Origin of the sequence: Actinomyces dentalis DSM 19115 (genome assembly GCF_000429225.1) — a bacterium.
In the GTDB taxonomy this organism is placed as follows: Bacteria; Actinomycetota; Actinomycetes; order Actinomycetales; family Actinomycetaceae; genus Actinomyces; species Actinomyces dentalis.
In genome coordinates, this window is sequence record NZ_AUBL01000023.1 from 18,080 (window position 1) to 33,100 (window position 15,021).

14 protein-coding genes are annotated in these 15,021 nt (G+C 71.4%); 5 read left to right on the forward strand and 9 right to left on the reverse strand.

The window, feature by feature from the left end:
* Positions 1-51: 51 nt before the first annotated feature.
* From G446_RS0106190 to G446_RS0106210, 5 genes are all read right to left on the reverse strand, one after another.
* Positions 52-288: a ribbon-helix-helix domain-containing protein gene (locus G446_RS0106190; RefSeq protein ID WP_245574607.1), complete on the reverse strand. Its 237-nt coding sequence runs from the start codon at positions 286-288 to the stop codon at positions 52-54.
* Positions 289-917: 629 nt separating this feature from the next.
* On the reverse strand, positions 918-1,670 hold the full coding sequence (locus G446_RS16320; RefSeq protein ID WP_051285711.1) for a CPBP family intramembrane glutamic endopeptidase: 753 nt from the start codon (positions 1,668-1,670) through the stop codon (positions 918-920).
* Between the two features lie 165 nt (positions 1,671-1,835).
* Entirely contained in the window at positions 1,836-2,060 is a 225-nt protein-coding gene (locus G446_RS0106200) for a helix-turn-helix transcriptional regulator (RefSeq protein ID WP_020991564.1), read from the reverse strand.
* Positions 2,060-2,905, reverse strand: coding sequence for an ABC transporter permease (locus G446_RS0106205; protein ID WP_026409503.1), 846 nt, complete (start codon positions 2,903-2,905; stop codon positions 2,060-2,062). The genes G446_RS0106200 and G446_RS0106205 overlap by 1 nt, the downstream gene beginning before the upstream one ends.
* Complete coding sequence (locus G446_RS0106210; RefSeq protein ID WP_026409504.1) at positions 2,902-3,753, reverse strand: ABC transporter ATP-binding protein; 852 nt, start codon at positions 3,751-3,753, stop codon at positions 2,902-2,904. The genes G446_RS0106205 and G446_RS0106210 overlap by 4 nt, the downstream gene beginning before the upstream one ends.
* A gap of 559 nt (positions 3,754-4,312) precedes the next feature.
* Between G446_RS0106210 and G446_RS0106215 the strand changes: the two genes are divergently transcribed.
* The 4 genes from G446_RS0106215 to uppS all read left to right on the forward strand — a co-directional run bounded on the left by G446_RS0106215 (position 4,313) and on the right by uppS (position 10,009).
* Positions 4,313-4,681: a sigma-70 family RNA polymerase sigma factor gene (locus G446_RS0106215; RefSeq protein ID WP_051285712.1), complete on the forward strand. Its 369-nt coding sequence runs from the start codon at positions 4,313-4,315 to the stop codon at positions 4,679-4,681.
* Positions 4,682-6,652: 1,971 nt separating this feature from the next.
* The gene (leuA, locus tag G446_RS0106220; protein WP_026409506.1) at positions 6,653-8,431 is read left to right on the forward strand and encodes a 2-isopropylmalate synthase; all 1,779 of its coding nucleotides are present in this window, start codon (positions 6,653-6,655) and stop codon (positions 8,429-8,431) included.
* 14 nt (positions 8,432-8,445) lie between these two features.
* On the forward strand, positions 8,446-9,195 hold the full coding sequence (gene recO, locus G446_RS0106225) for a DNA repair protein RecO (protein ID WP_026409507.1): 750 nt from the start codon (positions 8,446-8,448) through the stop codon (positions 9,193-9,195).
* A 1-nt stretch (position 9,196) separates the two neighbouring features.
* On the forward strand, positions 9,197-10,009 hold the full coding sequence (gene uppS / locus G446_RS0106230) for a polyprenyl diphosphate synthase (protein WP_026409508.1): 813 nt from the start codon (positions 9,197-9,199) through the stop codon (positions 10,007-10,009).
* A 75-nt stretch (positions 10,010-10,084) separates the two neighbouring features.
* Here uppS and G446_RS0106235 read toward each other — a convergent pair whose 3' ends face one another.
* Genes G446_RS0106235 through G446_RS0106250 form a run of 4 tightly spaced genes read right to left on the reverse strand, consistent with a single transcriptional unit; the run spans position 10,085 to position 13,451 of the window.
* Positions 10,085-10,525, reverse strand: a complete 441-nt coding sequence (locus tag G446_RS0106235) for a Fur family transcriptional regulator (RefSeq protein ID WP_026409509.1) — start codon at positions 10,523-10,525, stop codon at positions 10,085-10,087.
* A 4-nt stretch (positions 10,526-10,529) separates the two neighbouring features.
* Entirely contained in the window at positions 10,530-11,492 is a 963-nt protein-coding gene (locus tag G446_RS16325; RefSeq protein ID WP_084779038.1) for a metal ABC transporter permease, read from the reverse strand.
* A gap of 10 nt (positions 11,493-11,502) precedes the next feature.
* Positions 11,503-12,378, reverse strand: coding sequence for a metal ABC transporter ATP-binding protein (locus G446_RS16330; RefSeq protein WP_051285716.1), 876 nt, complete (start codon positions 12,376-12,378; stop codon positions 11,503-11,505).
* Positions 12,379-12,422: 44 nt separating this feature from the next.
* Positions 12,423-13,451: a metal ABC transporter substrate-binding protein gene (locus G446_RS0106250; protein ID WP_034469413.1), complete on the reverse strand. Its 1,029-nt coding sequence runs from the start codon at positions 13,449-13,451 to the stop codon at positions 12,423-12,425.
* A gap of 152 nt (positions 13,452-13,603) precedes the next feature.
* Between G446_RS0106250 and G446_RS0106255 the strand changes: the two genes are divergently transcribed.
* Positions 13,604-14,998, forward strand: coding sequence for a glycine--tRNA ligase (locus tag G446_RS0106255; RefSeq protein WP_026409511.1), 1,395 nt, complete (start codon positions 13,604-13,606; stop codon positions 14,996-14,998).
* Positions 14,999-15,021 lie beyond the last annotated feature (23 nt).

Genomic DNA, 15,021 nt, shown 5'->3' on the forward strand with positions numbered 1-15,021 from the left:
CGCTTGTCCGCCTCACTGCCGACGACGGGCGCGAGATTCACCACGCGGATCTCACCGCGCAGCACGGTCTCCCTCGTCATCCCCGTCCAGGCCGTCGGCGACGGTGCTCTCCCAGTCCGACGCAGCGCCGGAATCGTCCCATTCCCGCCACGCCAGCGCATACGCCTCCCGCAGATCCTTCCGGTGAAGACGGCGGATCGCGGTCCGGACCCCGGCCGATCTCGACGCGAGCCCCTCGCGCTCGACGTACCGGTCGAGGATCTCCAGGTCTGCCCGGCTCAAACTCACGCTTACCCTCATACCTAGAAGGTTGTTCAGCGGGCGTCCGGTCGCATTTCCAGGAGGCGATATTATGAGGGCTGTTCGGGGAGTGGTTCTGAGTGCGTTCCCCGGGTGTGATACGAGGGGTTGTCAAGGGAGCTGGGGTGCGGGGCCGGTCGTGATGACCCGCCCGAGTCGCCTCCGGGCGTGCCGGGGGGAGTCGGGCGCGACGGGATCGGTGGGCCGGTCGTCGGGGGCGGACCGGGTGGGGCGGGGGCGGTTCCGGCGCTCCGCCCCGACGGCACGTCCCGCATGGTGGGACGGCGTCTCGCATGCCGTGACGCGGCCGGCCCGCTTGGACCACTTGCGTGCGGTTGGACCAACTTAAATGCCGTTGGACCACCTGGTTCACGAAATACGGTGGTCCAACGGAACGCAAGTGGTCCAACCGCATTTAAGTGGTCCAACGGCACATAAGTGGTCCAGGGAGAATGCCGTCATGATCCCGCTGAATAACCTTCCTGGAACGCCGCCTCCTTCACTCCCCGTGTCCCGCCACGGTGCGGGAAGGACTCAGCGCTCTCCGGTGCGAACCCGGCGGGTGGCGGCCGGACGGTGGGGCGGGGCGCGAGACGGCGTCGGCGCCGTCGGCCGGCTCATAGTCCCATGAAGCCGAGCGCCATCATCGGCGCGACGCCACTGAAGATGTTGACGATCCAGTGGGCGATGGTGATCTGCGCCAGTCGTTGCTGCCGATGGACGATGATGCTGGCGGTGGCGCCCCACGCCAGGAACATGAAGAAGTAGATGATCATGCCGCGAACATTCCCGGCGAACATCATGTGCTGCAGGCCGAACAATATGTTCGTGACCAGGGTGGCGATGACGGGGCCGCCGCGCCCGGTCAGACCGCTCTGCAGCCAGCCGCGGTACATGATCTCCTCGATCGGCGCGTTGATGAGGAAGACGATTGCGCCGAAGAAGCTCACGCCCGATACGACCCCGGCGGGCAGTGACGGGCTTGATTTTGCGAAGACCTGCTCGAAGTGCTGGAACATGTCGGCGCCGAACAGGGAGTACATCGATATCATGATGACGATCATCATCGGGATGTAGGCGACGACCACCCACAGGAATCCCCAGGCGATGTCACCGCCGAGGCGGCGCCCCTCAATACCGAGATAGTCCCGGACCGAGACGCGATACCGCCGAAAAGTGCGCCAGATGACGACGCCGCAGACGATGTTGACAAACGGGAAATAGAGCGCATCCAGTGGCGGGAAATCGTTGCCGGCACCGGTCAGCCTGAGCGTGAGGCATGTCGCGGCCGCCAGTATGGCCATGACGGTCAGGCGAATGAGCACCAGGCGGAACGGCCTGGCCTGCTGGGCGACGAGCAAGTCGTTCATATTGAAATCCTAACGCAGGAGGAAGGGTTACGGCCGAGTCGGAGGGAACGATCCTGAATGCGCGGAAGCAGCGCCCGAAAAATGCATCCCGGATGTCCCCGCAGCAGCCTCGCCCTCCGGCGCGAGCCCGGCCGGCGGGGCGCGGCGCGAGGGCGGGGCGACGGCTCACGTCAGGCGGGGGAACTCCTCCAGGGAGAAGACCGACTCCACGGGCACGTCGAAGTAGCGGGCGATGCGCAGGGCCAGGTGGAGGGAGGGCGCGTACTCGCCGCGCTCGAGATAGCCCACCGTCTGGTAGTGGACGCCCAGCGCCTCGGCGAGCTCGCGGCGGCTCACCCGCCGGTCGGCGCGCAGCACCGCGATCCGGTTGTGCACGACGTCGTCGGACATCACAGGCCCGTCTGGGAGCGGATGGTGGACTGCACGCGCGTCAGGCTGCCGATCGTCTCCTTGCGGAAGCTGCGCCGCACGACGAACGAGGCCCCCGCGAAGCCGAGGACGGTCCAGGCCGCCAGGATCGCGAGAGCGAGCGCCGGGGAGAAGGCCCCGCCCACCTCCCACGAGGGGTCGCCCACCAGCGCCCACCGGGTCAGGTGCCCCGACCAGTACGTGGGCAGCGCCAGCTGAACCGCCTGGACCCAGGAGGGGAGCCGGTCCATGGGCATGAAGAAGCCGCTCGTGCCGATGAGGGCGAAGACAGGCAGGTAGGAGACCATGAAGCTGTAGACGCCCCGGGCGAGGGCCCCGGCGAGGAACCCCAGCGGGGCCGTGGCGACGGCGGACATCACGATGAGGGGCAGGCAGGCCAGCACCCGGGAGGCGCTCAGGGGCAGGGCCTCGACGAAGAGGGCCCCGCCGAGCAGGATCGCGGCCTGGTAGGCGATGGTCTGCGTGATCGCGGACATCGTCTTGCCGATCGTCCACGTCAGGGGCCCGTGGGGCAGGATGCGCACCCGCAGGAGGGCTCCGCCGATGCGGTCGGTGTAGGCCTCGCCGGCGATCTGCAGGGTGATGAAGCAGCTGATCACGCCGATGCTGCTGGCGAGGAACATGGGGCCGAAGGCCGCATGGGCCTCGGCGGATGCCTGGGTGGCCCGGCCGACCAGGACGAAGCCGGCGGTGGTGATCAGCAGCGAGGCGCACTTTCCGGCGAGGCCCGCTCGCAGGTCCGTGACCGCCTGGCGGCCGGCGGCCCGCAGGACGGCGGGGGCGGTGCGGACGAAGGGAGTGCTCATGAACGGGGCTCCTTGCTGACGAGGGAGAGGTAGGTCTCCTCCAGGGTTGGGCGGGTGATGGTCAGCCCTGTGACGGCGTCGAGGTCGAGCCCCTTGACGAAGCGCTCGGGGGAGCGGGTGGTGTGGACGTGGTGGGCGCCGCCTTCGATCCAGGTGATCTCGGCGCCGCGGTCGAGGCGCTCGCGCAGCGCGGTGACCGTGCCGTCGGCGATGATGCGCCCCTCGTTCATAATGAGCACGCGCGAGGCCAGGCGCTCGGCCTCGGCCAGGTCGTGGGTGGTCATGACGATGGTGGCGTCCTCGTCGACCCGGGCCAGGATGAGATCGTGCAGGCGCGCCTTGGAGACCGGGTCCAGGCCGGTGGTCGGCTCGTCCAGGACGAGGAGCTCGGGCGCGGCCATGAGGGCGGCCGCGAAGTCGACGGTGCGCCGCTGCCCGCCCGAGAGCCGGGACAACCGTGAGTCGGCCTTGTCGGCCAGGCCGACGGCGTCGAGCACCTCGTCAACGCCGATCACCCGGCTCGCCGCCGTCAGCTGGACCGAGCGGATCCACTCCAGCTGGTCCTTCACCCGCCACTTGGGGTGGTCGGTCCAGTTCTGCTGCACCAGCCCGATGCGCGCCCAGAAGTCGGCGCCGGCGCGGCGCGGGTCGGTGCCGAGCACGCGCACGGTGCCGCTGGTCGGGGTCAGGGAGCCCAGCAGATTCTCCACCAGGGTCGTCTTGCCCACGCCGTTGGGCCCGAGCAGGCAGACGACCTCGCCCGCCTCGACCGACAGGTCGAGGCCGCGCAGGACCGGGGCGGCCCCGTAGGAGAACTCGAGGTTCTCGACGGTGATGACAGGGGGCATACGAACCTCCTCGCAGACGCACGATCGTATGTAGCAGGTATACTACATAAGATCGTAGTAGTTCGTCAATGTTCGCTGGTCCGGCCGCGTGCGGGCCGATGCTGACGCCCCCGCGGGCCCGCTCGCCGGGACGCTCGCGGACGAGCCCCGCCGCCGACGGCGCCGCGCCCCGCGGGCCCCCTGCTGCGAGCCCGGGTCCGGGTCGCGGCGTCGGGGAGTCGGGGAGTCGGGGAGGCCCGCCGTGGGCCCCCTCCCGGTTCGAGCGGTCCGATTCAACGGGCGCTCCGCGCGTCCGGCGAAAGGCCGTCGCTCATCCCTCCGGCCCGTCCAGGCTGTTTAACTTGATTCATCCATGACGATAGACTTAATATTGTGAAGCGCAAGGAGCTTATGAAGCGACTGCCAGGATCGCCGGGGATCGGCGCGAGGCGCTTACCCTCACCGAGGGCGGCAGTCATACCCGGGTTCAGATCGGAAGAACCGTCACCTATGTTCCTCGCCACTCGGAAATCAACGAGTTCACCGCTAAGGCGATCATCAAACAAGTAGGAGGCAGAGTGTGAGCAATGCTATTGAAGTCACTGCCATTCGCAGCGGCGGATGGTGGGCCATCGAGTTCGCCACCGGGGCCGGTATCAGATACACCCAGGCCCGCCGCCTCGACCAGGTCGAGAGCATGGTCCGCGACATCTGCAATATGGACGGCGTACCGGTGGATGACATCCACATCTCCCCCGTCGTGGATCCGGCCGCCCAAGAGGCCATCGCCGCGTACCAGGATGCCTCCCGGACCGCCCAGGAGGCCCGGGAGGCGTATGCCGAGGCGTCCAGTCGTACGGCGACGGTCCTTCGCGGTGAGGGACTGACCGTCAGGGACATCTCCGTATTCATGGGGATCTCGCCCCAGCGCGTCTCGCAACTGATCTGACTCCGAGTCGTGAAGACGGCAGGACCTTGAAGGTTATTCAGGGGTGGTTGAAGACGTAGAGCGGGAGCGCGGCGGTGATTGTCTGCTCGAATGGGCTTTTCTCACCGGGAGCGGCGGGCTCGTAGGTCGGGGTCGTCATGATGGTGCGGGCGGGGCTCCTGGGGCGGTCCGGGGGCGGGGGCGTGTCCGAATCCGCTGCAAAGGCGCCCCGGGCTGGGATCGGCCGCGAGAAGAAGCGCGGAATATCAACGATTCTCTTCCGGTGCTTCGGCGGGATCCGGGCCTTTGCAACAGATTCGGACAACCGGTGCCGCCGCGGATCCCCGGGAGGGGCGCCGCGGGTCGGACGGCGACCACGGCGGGAGCCCCCGGCGCCGAGACGTGCACTTCGCACTCGAGAGTGCAGTTCCAACCGTTGTTCTCGAAGGCAAAACGCACGTCTCGAGGGCAAAATGCGCATCTCGACGAGGAAGGGGCTGGCCGCGGTTGTCGCGGACCGCGGCGCCGGTCCCGTCCCGGAGCATCTCCAGTGAGAGAGATTCATTGTGACTCATAGAAGGTTATTCGGGGGTGGTTTTGAAGACGTGGAGCGTGAAGGTTGTGGCGGCGGTCTGCTCGGGCGGGTCCTCCTCGTCCGGAGGGTTGTTGCGAAGGCGTTCGAGTGCGTCTCCCCGCTTCGCCTCGATAGCGCATCTCGCATGGTGGGACGGCGTCTCGCATGTCGTGACGCGGCCGGCTCGCGAGCACGTCACTTAACCCGCGAGATCGTACCTTAACCCGCGAGATCGTCACTTAACCCGCGAGCACGTCACTCTGGCAGACGTGCTCGCGGGTCAAGTGACGTGCTCGGCGGTTACCCGGCGATCTCGCGGACCGCGGCGCCCGGCGCCACTGCGCCCCGGACGCCGGGACGCGCATCTCGCCCCCGGGAACGACGGTCGGACCGCCGTGGTCCAATCGCACGCAAGTGGTCCAAGGAGAACGCCGCCATGAACCCGCTGAATAACCTTCATAGGGGTAGGCCGTCACCATATCGATCCCCAGAAATGCACGCAGATGCCTGCTGAATAACCTTCTTGGGTTCGTCCGGTGCGAGTCCTCGCCCCGGCATCGGTGCGCTCGTTCACGTCGGTCTCACGGGCGGGGCTCGGAGCCGGGCCCGGCTTGCGTAATGCGAGCTCAGCGCGACACGGTCCACCCCACCTCGCGCCGTGCGAGCTCAGCGCGACGGAATTCGCCCTCGCTCGATTCTTGCGAGCCCACCTGGCGCAATGCGAGCCCAGGTGACATCACCGAAACGACTCCCCCGGGGGTGGGGAGGCCTCGCGGGTGGCGGCACCGGCTGGGCGAAGGAGTCGGCCATCCAGGACATGGCGGGGGCGGCCTCGCGGGTGGCGGCACCGGGTCTGTCGGCCGAAACGACTCCCCCCGGGGGTGGGGGACTTGCAGGCGGACGGCGCGGTCGGCACGACCGCGGGCATCCGGACCGCCTGGGACGATCGTCCCTGTCATCGTCAACGACTGCGTCGACGTCGGTCCGCCCCGGGCTACCCGGGACGGCCGCCGCACGCACATGGGGAGCTGCGGACGATGAGGACCGGCAGGGCCGGCCCGGCCGCGGCCGCCGCGCGCAGAAGAGCCGCACGGGGCCGCCGCCCGGCCGACCGCGCCGAGTCATCCGCAGGATGTGCACTTTCCGCCGGTCTCGCGCGCCCTCCCGCCGGTTTCGGCGAGGCGGGAGGGACGGGCGGGGGCGAGGACCTGCGCGCGGGGGCGCCCATGGGGTAACCTCGCCCTCGTGCGAGCGACTGCGCGAGTGCGGACGAGCCTCCTGCTTAGTCGCCGCGGCGGGGCCTGACGGGCCGGCACCCCGACCGCGGCTGATCCGTCCTGCCGACCACCGGGACCGGGCGCCGCGCCCCCGCGATGCGCCGTCGGACCCGAGCGACCACACCCCCACAGGAAGAACCCATGCGCACCGCACGTCCCGCCCCCCAGCAGCCCTCCGGCATGCCCTTCACCAAGTACACCCCCTTCCTCGACACTGTCGTCACCGACCTGCCCGACCGCACCTGGCCCAGCCGGCGCATCACCGCCGCCCCCCGCTGGCTGAGCACCGACCTGCGCGACGGCAACCAGAGCCTCATCGAGCCCATGGGCCCATCGGCCAAGCGCGCCGTGTTCGACCTGCTCGTGGGCATGGGCTTCAAGGAGATCGAGGTCGGCTTCCCCGCCGCCTCCCAGACCGACTACGACTTCGTGCGCTCCCTGGTCGACGACGACGCCGTCCCCGACGACGTCACCATCTCCGTGCTCACCCAGTCGCGCACCGACCTCATCGACCGCACCCTGGACGCCTGCGTGGGGCTGCCCCGCGCCACCGTCCACCTCTACAACGCCCTGTCGCCCCTGTTCCGCAGGATCGTCTTCCGCATGGACCGCGCCGACATCCGCGAGCTTGCCGTCGACGGCACCAGGGCGGTCATGGCCCGGGCCGAGAAGGTCCTGGACGAGGACACGGTCTTCGGCTTCGAGTACTCCCCGGAGATCTTCGTCGACACCGAGCGCGACTACGCCCTGGAGGTCTGCGAGGCCGTCATGGGGGTGTGGCAGCCCGAGGGCGAGCGCGAGATCATCCTCAACCTGCCCGCCACCGTCGAGCGCGCCACCCCCAACGTCTACGCCGACCAGATCGAGTGGATGAGCCGGAACCTGTCCCACCGCGAGAGCGTGTGCCTGTCCCTGCACAACCACAACGACCGCGGCTCGGGCGTGGCCGCCGCCGAGCTCGGCCTGCTGGCCGGGGCCGAGCGCGTCGAGGGCTGCCTGTTCGGCCACGGCGAGCGCACCGGCAACGTCGACCTGGTCACCCTGGCCCTCAACCTGTTCAGCCAGGGCGTGGACCCCATGCTCGACATCTCCGACATCGACGAGATCCGCCGCGTCGTCGAGCGCTCCACCAATATGGAGGTGCCCCCGCGCACCCCCTACGCCGGCGAGCTCGTCTACACCTCCTTCTCCGGCTCCCACCAGGACGCCATCAAGAAGGGCTTCGCCGACCGCGCCCGGGCCGTGGAGGCCAAGCGGGCCGAGGGCCTCGACGCCGCCACCGCCGAGATGGCCGTGCCCTGGTCCATGCCCTACCTGCCCATCGACCCCCACGACGTGGGCCGCTCCTACGAGGCCGTGGTGCGGGTCAACTCCCAGTCCGGCAAGGGCGGGGTGTCCTACCTGCTCAAGACGACCCACAACCTGGACCTGCCGCGCCGCCTCCAGATCGAGTTCTCCCGCATCGTCCAGCGCCACGCCGACACCCGCGGCGGGGAGGTCGACGCCGGGGACCTGTGGACGATCTTCACCGACGAGTACCTGCCCGCCAAGGCCGCCCCCGGGGCCGGCCTGCCCGCCTGGGGCCGCTACGAGCTCAAGGGCGCCACCCTGACCGCCGCCGGCGACGAGGACTCCATCCTCACCGTCACCCTGCGCGACGGCGGTGAGCGCCGGCTGCTGACCGCCTCCGGCAACGGCCCCCTGGACGCCTTCGTCACCGCCCTGGAGCAGACCGGCGTGGAGGTGCGCATCCTCGACTACGTCGAGCACGCCCTGAGCCAGGGGCGCGACGCCCTGGCCGCCTCCTACGTCGAGTGCGAGATCGCCGGGCAGGTCCTGTGGGGCGTGGGCATCGACCCCTCCATCACGACCTCCTCCTTCAAGGCCGTCATCTCCGCCGTCAACCGGGCCCTGCGCTGAGCGGACCGACGGGCGTGGCCGCACAGCTCTACCGCGACGAGGCCGTGGTCCTGCGCACCCACAGGCTCGGCGAGGCGGACCGGATCATCGTGTCCCTCACCCGCTCTCACGGGCAGGTGCGCGCCGTCGCCAGGGGGGTGCGTCGCACGACATCCCGCTTCGGCGCGCGCCTGGAGCCCTTCTCCCTCGTCGACGTCCAGCTGCGCGCCGGGCGCAGCCTCGACGTCGTCGCCCAGGCGGAGACCATCGAGCCCTTCGGCCGGGACCTCGCCCGCGACTACTCCGTGTTCACCTGCGCCTCCACCATGGTGGAGACCGCCGAGCGCCTGACCCGCGACGGCGCCGACCTGGGCACGTCCGACTCGCCCCAGCAGTTCCTCCTGCTCTACGGGGCCCTGGCGGCCCTGGCCCGACGGCGCCACGCCCCCGGCCTGGTCCTGGACTCCTACCTGCTGCGGGCCCTGGCCCTGGCCGGCTGGGCGCCGTCGTGCTACGACTGCGCCCGCTGCGGGAGGGGCGGGCCCCACACCGCCTTCCACATCCAGGCCGGCGGGGCCGTGTGCGCCGCCTGCCGCCCGGCCGGCGCCGTCGACGTCGAGCCCGCCGTCATGGCCCTGCTGGGGGCGCTGCTGAGCGGGGACTGGGAGGCGGCCGACGCCTCCGCCCGGCGCGAGCGCGCCCGGGCCTCGGGGCTGGTCTCCGCCTACACGACCTGGCACCTGGAGCGCCGCCTGCTCTCCCTCACCCTCGTCGAAAGGGCCTGATATGACCGACGCCGCCCCCGGGCGGGTCCCCCTCCACCGCGAGGGCCTGACCCCGCCCGCCCTGCCCGGGCGCGCCCTGCCCGCCCACGTCGCCTGCGTCATGGACGGCAACGGCCGCTGGGCCAACGCCCGCGGCCTGCCGCGCACCGAGGGGCACCGGGTGGGGGAGTCGACCATGATGGACGTCATCGCCGGCGCCGTCGAGCTGGGGGTGCGCGAGCTGAGCGTCTACGCCTTCTCCACGGAGAACTGGCGCCGCTCCCCGGCGGAGGTCCGCTTCCTCATGGGCTTCACCCGCACCGTCCTGCGGGCCCAGACCGACGACCTGCTGGAGTGGGGCGTGCGCGTCAACTGGGTGGGGCGCACCCCGCGCCTGTGGAAGTCGGTCCTGTCGGAGGTGCGCCGCTCCGAGCGGATCACGGCCGGCAACGAGACCATGGTGCTCAACATGTGCCTCAACTACGGGGGCCGGGCCGAGATCGCCGACGCCGCCCGCGCCATCGCCGGGGAGGTCGCCGCCGGGCGCCTCAAGGCCTCGGCGATCACCGAGGCCACCATCCGGCGCCACCTGTACTCCCCGGCCATGCGCGACGTCGACCTGCTCATCCGCACCGGCGGCGAGCAGCGCACCTCCAACTTCCTCATCTGGGAGGCGGCCTACGCCGAGCTGTACTTCTCCGCCCTGCCCTGGCCGGAGTTCGACCGCGTCCAGCTGTGGCGGGCGGTCGAGGCCTACGCCGGGCGGGATCGGCGCTTCGGCGGGGCCGTCGACGCGGTGGACGGCACCGGGTCCGGCGCCTCGCCGCGGACCTGACGGGCGCGCCGAAGCGCCGATCCCGCCGCCGCGGGGCCTTTGCCGCCCGCCGGGGCCCGGTGGCGACGTCGGCCCTCAGGAGCCGGCGCCCCCGCCGGCCGAGCAGGAGGCGCACAGGCCGAAGAGCTCGGCGGTGTGCTCCACCCCCGTGAAGCCGTGCGCCGCCGAGACCCCGGAGATCCAGGCCTCCAGCTCGCCGCCGGCGATCTCCACCGCGTAGCCGCACCGGCGGCACACGATGTGGTGGTGGTGCTCGGGCCGCTCGCAGCTGCGGTAGAGGGCCTCGCCCTCGGCGTTGCGGACCTGGTCGATCTCCCCGGCCTCGGCCATGGCGGTCAGGTTGCGGTAGACGGTGGCCAGGCCGACCCTCGTGCCCTCCGCCTCCAGGGCGGAGTGGATCTGCTGGGCGGAGCGGAAGCCGTCCGTACGCTCCAGGATGTCGTGGACGGCGGCCCTCTGCCAGGTCGCCCGCGGGCGCGGCGAGGTGGATCCTGCGGTGGAGCGGGGCAGGGGCATGGCTTCAGGACTCCCGGGCGGACGAGGGGCGGGCGGACGGGGCGGCGCGCCCGTGTCCGGCGCGCTCGCCGGCGGCGCGACCGGCGCGGGCGCGCCGGCGCAGCCCCGCCCCCGCCAGGCGGACGGCGCCGCCGACCAGGGCGACGAGGGCGTACAGGCCCACGAGCAGGACCACGATCATGGCGCCGGGGGAGGCCGCCACGAAGTAGGTGATCGTCAGCCCGCTCACGCAGGCCGCGACCCCGATGCCCATGGCCAGGCGCATGGTGCGCGCGAAGGAGTAGGAGACGAGCTGGGCGATGGCCACCGGGACGATCATGACGGCCGAGACCAGCAGCGCCCCCACCACGCGCATCGACACCGACACCGTCAGGGCGGCCACGACGGCGACCAGGACGTTGAGCGCCCCGGTGGGCAGGCCCATGGAGCGGGCGAACTCCTCGTCGTGGCACAGGGCGAACAGCGGGCCGCGCAGCCCCAGGCCGATGAGCAGGATCACGGCGGCCAGGACGATGGTGAACCAGGCGTCGCGCACCGAGACGGTGGCGATGGACCCGAACAGGTAGCTGGTCAGGTTCGTCGTCGTGCCGCCGGCGAATTTGATGAGGATGACGCCGCCGGCGATGCCGCCGTAGAAGAGGATCGCCAGGGCGACGTCGCCGCGGGTGCGCCCGCGGGCCCGGATCACCTCGATGAGGACGGCGCCCGCTACCGAGGCGGCGATCGCCCCGGGCACGGCCCAGGCGTCGGCGGGGACGGCGCCCGCGGCCGCCCCGGCCAGCCAGCCCAGGGCCACCCCCGTCAGGGCGATGTGCCCGATGCCGTCGCCCAGCAGCGCCAGGCCCCGCTGGACCAGGTAGGTGCCGATGACGGGCGCCGACAGGCCCACCAGGACGGCGATGATGACGGCCCGCTGCATGAGCGGGCTGTCGAGCATGGAGCCGATATCGGCGAGGATCTGGATCATGGCGCTCCTGTCACGGCGCGGTCCGGCGGGGCAGCGGCGCCCCGCCCGAGGCCAGGGCGGGGGCGTGGTGGACGGCGGGGGCCGTGTCGCCGTGGGGGTGGGAGTGCTCGCAGTCGCCCGCCGCGTCGTGGCCGATCTCGTCGTGGCGGGCGTGGTCGTGGCGGGCGGGGGCCAGGTCCGCCGCCGGCCCGTCCCAGCTCAGGCGCCCCTCGCTCAGGACGACGGCGCGCTCGACGACGTCGGCCAGTTCGCCCATCTCGTGCAGGATCGTCAGCAGCGTGATCCCCTGCGAGCGCAGCGACTCCAGGATGCGGGCCAGGGCCCGGCGCGAGTCGCGGTCGATGCCGGCCAGGGGCTCGTCGAGGATGAGCAGCTCGGGGGAGCGCACGAGGGCGCGGGCGATGAGGACCCGTTGGGACTGGCCGCCGGAGAAGACCTGGACGTGGTCGTCGGCGCGCTCGGCCAGGCCCACGGCCTCCAGAGCCTTCAGGGCCCGCTCGCGCGCGCGCCGCCCCCGGTCCGCCAGGGGGCGGCGGGGGTCGAGCAGCCCGGAGCGGACCACCTCCAGGGCGGTGGCGGGCACGCCCGCCGCCGCCCCCACGCGCTGGGGCACGTAGCCCACGCGCCGCCAGGGCACGGCGGAGCGGCGGGCGACGTTGTGTCCGAAGAGGCGCACGGTCCCCGTGCGGATGGGCAGCAGGCCCAGGACGGTGCGCACGAGCGTGGACTTGCCCGAGCCGTTGGCGCCCAGGAGGGCGACCGACTCGCCCGGCTCGATGCGCAGGTCGATGCCCGACAGGATGAGGCTCGAGCCCAGGACGACGGACAGGTCCTGGACCTCGACGGCGGGCGCGTCGGTGTCCGCGGGCGGGCGGGCGGGGGTCATGGCGTCTTCCCGGTCGGGCCCGGTCGGGGCGCTCGCGGGCCCCGTCACTGGCAGCTCAGCGCGGTGCGCAGCTCTTCGAGGTTGGTCCTCATGACGCCGGCGTAGTCGCCGCTCTCGGGGGCGGACTCGATGGGGCTGAGCACGCGGGTCTGGGCCCCGGTCTCGGCGGCGACGGCCTGGGCGGTCTCGGGGGAGACGAGTTCCTCGGTGAAGATGGTGGTGGTGCCGGTGGACTCGACGACCTTCTTGACCTCGGCGAGTTCGGCTGGGCTCGGCTCGGACTCGGGGTCGACGCCGGAGATCGAGGCCTGGGTCAGGCTGTAGCGGTCGGCGAGGTAGCCGAAGGCGGCGTGCGAGGTGACGAAGGTGGTGCGCTCGCAGTGGCCCAGGCCGGTGGAGTAGCTGGTGTTCAAATCGGTGAGGGTCGCGTTGAGGGTGTCCAGGTTGGCGGCGTAGTCGTCGGCGTGGGCCGGGTCGGCCTGGGCCAGGGCGGCCTCGACCGCCTTGGCGGCCGCCTGCATGCGCACCGGGTCGAGCCAGAAGTGCGGGTCGAGGGCCGCGGCGGCGCCGTGGTCGTGGGCGGCCCCGGTGGCGGCCTCGGTGGCGGCCTCGGTGGCGCCCTCCTCGTGCTCCTCCTCCACGCCGTCGTGGTGGACCAGGTCGACGCTCCCGGCCAGGTCCACGACCGTGGGGCCGGAGACCTGGGCGAGGGCGTCGTCGAGGGAGGGCTGGAAGCCGGAGACGTACAGGACCAGGGAGGAGGCGGACAGGGCGGTGACGTCCTTGGGGGACAGCTCGAAGTCGTGGGGCTCGACGTTGGTGGGGGTGACGCTGGTGACCGCGACGTGCTCGCCGCCGATGGCCTGGGCCAGGTACTGGATGGGGTAGAAGGACGTGGACACCGTCAGGGCGCCGGAGGGGGCCGCCGTCGGGGCCGCCCCGGAGGCGGCCGCGGTGGAGTCCGATCCGGGGGACAGGGCGGCGCAGGAGGCCAGGGATCCGGCGAGTGCGAGGACGGCGACGGCGGCCAGGTGGCGGCGCGCGCGGGTGACCAGCATGTTCATGGGAATCATTCTCAATGCCGGTGGCGGTCGCGTCAAACCGGCCGGGTGACGCCTGCGTCACGCTCGGGCGGGCGCGCGGACCGGGTCGCCGCGCGCCCGTAGACTGACGCCACTCGTTCCCACCGACCAGGTGCGGACAACGACGATATCAGGAGAATCCGGTGGCACAGACCCCCTCCACGCTCGATCGCGTCATCAACCTCGCCAAGCGGCGCGGCTTCGTCTTCCCCTGCGGGGAGATCTACGGCGGCACCCGCTCCGCCTGGGACTACGGGCCGCTGGGCGTCGAGCTCAAGGAGAACATCAAGCGCCAGTGGTGGCAGTACATGGTCCGCTCGCGCGACGACGTCGTCGGCCTGGACTCCTCCATCATCCTCCCGCGCGAGGTGTGGGTCGCCTCCGGGCACGTGAGCGCCTTCACCGACCCGCTCATCGAGTGCCAGTCCTGCCACAGGCGCCTGCGTCAGGACGAGCTCCAGGAGGCCCACGCCGCCAAGCACGGCATCGAGGACCCCGACTCGGTCGGCCTGGAGCAGCTCGTGTGCCCCACTTGCGGCACCCGCGGCCGGTTCACCGAGCCGCGGGCCTTCTCCGGCCTGCTCAAGACCTACCTGGGCCCGGTCGACGACGAGGCCGGGCTGCATTACCTGCGCCCCGAGACCGCCCAGGGCATCTTCATCGACTTCGCGGCCGTCATGAGCGCGGCCCGCAAGCGGCCGCCCTTCGGCATCGGCCAGGTCGGCAAGTCCTTCCGCAACGAGATCACGCCGGGCAACTTCATCTTCCGCACCCGCGAGTTCGAGCAGATGGAGCTGGAGTTCTTCTGCGAGCCGGGCACCGACGAGCAGTGGCACCAGTACTGGATCGACTACCGCCGGGCCTGGTACACGGACCTGGGCATCAGCGAGGACAACCTGCGCGAGTACGAGCACCCCGCCGAGAAGCTCTCCCACTACTCCAAGCGCACCGTGGACCTGGAGTACCGCTTCGGCTTCGCCGGTTCGCAGTGGGGCGAGCTCGAGGGCATCGCCAACCGCACCGACTTCGACCTGACCACCCACGCCGAGCACTCCGGCAAGGACCTGTCCTACTTCGACCAGGCCAGGAACGAGCGCTGGGTGCCCTACGTCATCGAGCCCAGCGCGGGCCTGACCCGCTCGCTCATGGCCTTCCTCGTCGAGGCCTACACCGAGGACGAGGCCCCCAACACCAAGGGCGGGGTCGACACGCGCATCGTCCTCAGGCTCGACCCGCGCCTGGCGCCGGTCAAGGCCGCGGTCCTGCCGCTGAGCCGCAAGGAGGAGCTCACCGGCCCGGCCCGGGAGCTGGCCGCCCGCCTGCGCCGCCTGTGGAACGTCGAGTACGACGACGCCGGCGCGGTGGGCCGCCGCTACCGCCGCCAGGACGAGGTGGGCACACCCTGGTGCATCACCTACGACTTCGACTCCCCGTCCGACGGGCGGGTCACGGTCCGCGAGCGCGACACCATGGCCCAGGAGCGCATCGGACTGGACGACGTCGTGCCCTACCTCGCCGAGCGCCTGGCCGGCTGCTGAGCGCGGTCGGCCGGCGCCGTCCC

Bases quoted from the DNA above. Each gene is read 5' to 3' on its own strand.
- G446_RS16320 (WP_051285711.1), bottom strand. From the start codon at position 1,670: ATGAACGACTTGCTCGTCGCCCAGCAGGCCAGGCCGTTCCGCCTGGTG.
- G446_RS0106200 (WP_020991564.1), bottom strand. From the start codon at position 2,060: ATGTCCGACGACGTCGTGCACAACCGGATCGCGGTGCTGCGCGCCGAC.
- G446_RS0106205 (WP_026409503.1), bottom strand. From the start codon at position 2,905: ATGAGCACTCCCTTCGTCCGCACCGCCCCCGCCGTCCTGCGGGCCGCC.
- G446_RS0106210 (WP_026409504.1), bottom strand. From the start codon at position 3,753: ATGCCCCCTGTCATCACCGTCGAGAACCTCGAGTTCTCCTACGGGGCC.
- leuA (WP_026409506.1), top strand. From the start codon at position 6,653: ATGCGCACCGCACGTCCCGCCCCCCAGCAGCCCTCCGGCATGCCCTTC.
- uppS (WP_026409508.1), top strand. From the start codon at position 9,197: ATGACCGACGCCGCCCCCGGGCGGGTCCCCCTCCACCGCGAGGGCCTG.
- G446_RS0106235 (WP_026409509.1), bottom strand. From the start codon at position 10,525: ATGCCCCTGCCCCGCTCCACCGCAGGATCCACCTCGCCGCGCCCGCGG.
- G446_RS16325 (WP_084779038.1), bottom strand. From the start codon at position 11,492: ATGATCCAGATCCTCGCCGATATCGGCTCCATGCTCGACAGCCCGCTC.
- G446_RS16330 (WP_051285716.1), bottom strand. From the start codon at position 12,378: ATGACCCCCGCCCGCCCGCCCGCGGACACCGACGCGCCCGCCGTCGAG.
- G446_RS0106250 (WP_034469413.1), bottom strand. From the start codon at position 13,451: ATGATTCCCATGAACATGCTGGTCACCCGCGCGCGCCGCCACCTGGCC.